This is a genomic window from Nostoc sp. (assembly GCF_054880495.1).
This window is the reverse complement of record NZ_JBTYKD010000232.1, coordinates 1-2,669: the sequence shown is the minus strand read 5'-3', so window position 1 is coordinate 2,669 and position 2,669 is coordinate 1. Positions and strand designations below refer to the sequence as shown.

2 protein-coding genes are annotated in these 2,669 nt (G+C 42.6%); one reads left to right on the top strand and one right to left on the bottom strand.

What is annotated here, in order from left to right:
• Window positions 1-156: 156 nt before the first annotated feature.
• Window positions 157-1,062 carry a LysM peptidoglycan-binding domain-containing M23 family metallopeptidase gene (locus ACYTXL_RS21860; protein ID WP_461926561.1) on the top strand — a complete coding sequence of 302 codons (906 nt, stop codon included), beginning with the start codon at window positions 157-159 and terminating at the stop codon, window positions 1,060-1,062.
• A gap of 66 nt (window positions 1,063-1,128) precedes the next feature.
• Here ACYTXL_RS21860 and ACYTXL_RS21855 read toward each other — a convergent pair whose 3' ends face one another.
• Window positions 1,129-2,163: a cysteine hydrolase family protein gene (locus tag ACYTXL_RS21855; protein WP_461926560.1), complete on the bottom strand. Its 1,035-nt coding sequence runs from the start codon at window positions 2,161-2,163 to the stop codon at window positions 1,129-1,131.
• Between the last annotated feature and the right edge of the window lie 506 nt (window positions 2,164-2,669).

Genomic DNA, 2,669 nt, shown 5'->3' with positions numbered 1-2,669 from the left:
GTAGAGAAGTCGTTGGCGTAGCCTAAGAAGAGAAGTATTGGGCATTGGGAAAACACTTTCTTTCTTCATCCCCTTGTCTCCCTTGTCTCCCTCATCTCCCCACTCCCCACTTTTCCCATCTAAAATCTAAAGTTAATGCGCTCTTGACGTACATACATGACTTTACCTTTTCGTCAATTGTTTCTCTGTAGCTTAGTTAGCACCTTGGGCCTAGTAAGTATACTGCCAAACCCCAACAGCGCCAAGGCTGCTGTCAGTGGTTGCCCAACTCCAGCCTTATCTCGCTTCCAACGCCATAAAGTTGTTCGTGGCGAAACTTTGGAGAGCATAGCGCAGCGCTACAATCTTATACCTACAACTATTATTGGCATGAATCCAGCTTTGCAGAACGGTGCGGCGGGTTCTATCTACGTAGCCGTTGGTAGTATACTTCAAATTCCTCCTTACAATGGGGTTGTAGTCGAAGTGCCTCGCGGTGAAACTTGGCGAGAAGTGGCGGCAAAATACAAAGTTCGTGCTGATAGCCTTTTTGAGGTGAATGGCTGCCAACAAGACCCCAGAATTGTCTTTATTCCGGGGGTAAATTGGTCGCCCAATGGTGTTGTAACTAAGTCCCCTTTATCTACTAATACAGGTATGCCAAACCGTGCATCCCTGTCTGGATATCCTTTGCCACAATTGGCAACAATCGGATTAGCTTACGGCTGGCAAATTAATCCGGCGACAGGTCAAGTTTTTTTCCATAGTGGTGTTGACTTATTAGCACCAATAGGTACTAATGTGCAAGCGATCGCGCCTGGAACTGTAGCCTTTGCGAATGATCAAGGTACTTATGGCAAGTTGGTCATCATTAACCACAGTGGCGGACTCCAAAGCCGTTATGCTCAACTTGAGAGTATCAAAGTTAGTGTTGGTCAGCAAGTGAAAAAAGGAGACTTACTAGGAACGGTAGGCATTAGTGGGAAACCAACATCCACTCAACCGCATCTCCATTTTGAAGTGCGTTCTAGCTCATCTCTGGGTTGGGTAGCGGAAGATCCCAAGGCTTATTTGAAAAAATAAGGGAATGGGGAATGGATAGAAGGGGACAAGTGAGACTACTAAACCCTATGCCCCATGCCCCATACCCTATGCCCAATTCCCAAATTCGCTAGATTTTACAATATGCATTCCTGCCTCTGCAAACCTTGTAAATGCTGCATCTGCCTGTTCTGTGTAGTCCACAACATCGGGGACAACAACAGGAGAAGTGCAATCTTCTAGCAGATAAACTTTTTTCGCAAGGGTAGCATCTACCTGTTTAATTTCTGTTAATAAATCGTCAATTGTCCAGGCGACACAGTGACTTTTAGCTTGACCACCAATAATGACAACATCAAATTCTAAAAGTTGTTTAATCAGGCGGATGTTCTTTTGAGCAAGTGGACGTTGCTCAAAATCTTCCAACACCTCTGGACGTAATATGGAATAGTTTTCTGTTAAAGGATTTTCACCTTTAATTTCAAATTGCGTTTGACTCTGACGTGCAATGCCGTGGAAAAATATTGCTTCTTCTACGGATGAAACTAAAGCATGACCAATACCACCCAACATAGAATGATAAGGCCAAACAATGAGAGGATATTTCCCATCCTGACTTAGTTGCTTGACGTAATAGTAAGCGTGTTTTTCTAATAATTCGTAATCCCCATTAGTAACACTATCAGCAACTGCTGGGTTAACTTTCCAGATACCTTGTTCGATATCTCCAGCAGTGATGCTAGTCGCTGCTGGGGTGGGATGTTCTCCGCCGGCGTTCACCCAAAAGATTGGATGGAAGATTTGCGTTGCCGTATGAGTATCTAAAGTGGGTACGATTTTTGTAATTACTCCCAAATTGCGATAGATAAAATCACACAATCTGACGTTATCATCCACCGCCGCAGTACCGGATTTTCCACCTACAAATAATTCAAATCCAGGAATGCAGAAGGTGTTTTGGACATCAATTAATAGTAAGCAAATGCTGGTTTTATCTAAAGATGCAGGTTTGATATCATGTTGTTTTGCCCAGATTTCAGCTTCGGTGGCACGTTCTTGGTAAGGTACGCGCCAAACTGCGCCCACCTGATCGGGGTTAAAGTGTGGAGGCATAGATAGTTGGGGTGTTATTTGGGTGTTCATAATTACAGTCGCTTTTATTCTGTAATAACATCTATAATTTCAATCCCCAAATTTTATTAAAAACGTGGATTAAATAAAATGCAAAACTTCATCCTGTCTCTAGCTTCCCTCTCCTTTATAAGGAGAGGGATTGAGGGTGAGGTAAGCCAGGGACATAAATTGTATCTTATTTTTTAATTCTTATTCCTAAGTCTAGCGTTACCTTAGTAAACATCATCATGAGAACCTAAGGTCAACAAAGAAATTACTAATTCCCCAGAATCGGGTGATAAGTCTAATTTAGCTGGCGGTGTGTGTAATCTGTTGACTGAATACTATATTTATATTATGAAAACATAAATTTAGCGTTAGCAAAGCTTAACGAAGTTATCGCTCTTATGAACGGAGATGAATTACTGCTAACTTGAGAGGTAAACCACGTCTATCTTGAAACCTGTAGTTCTTCTGTGATCAAAAGGATTTGCCCTCATCCCCCAACCCCTTCTCCCAGATTTGGGAGAAGGGGA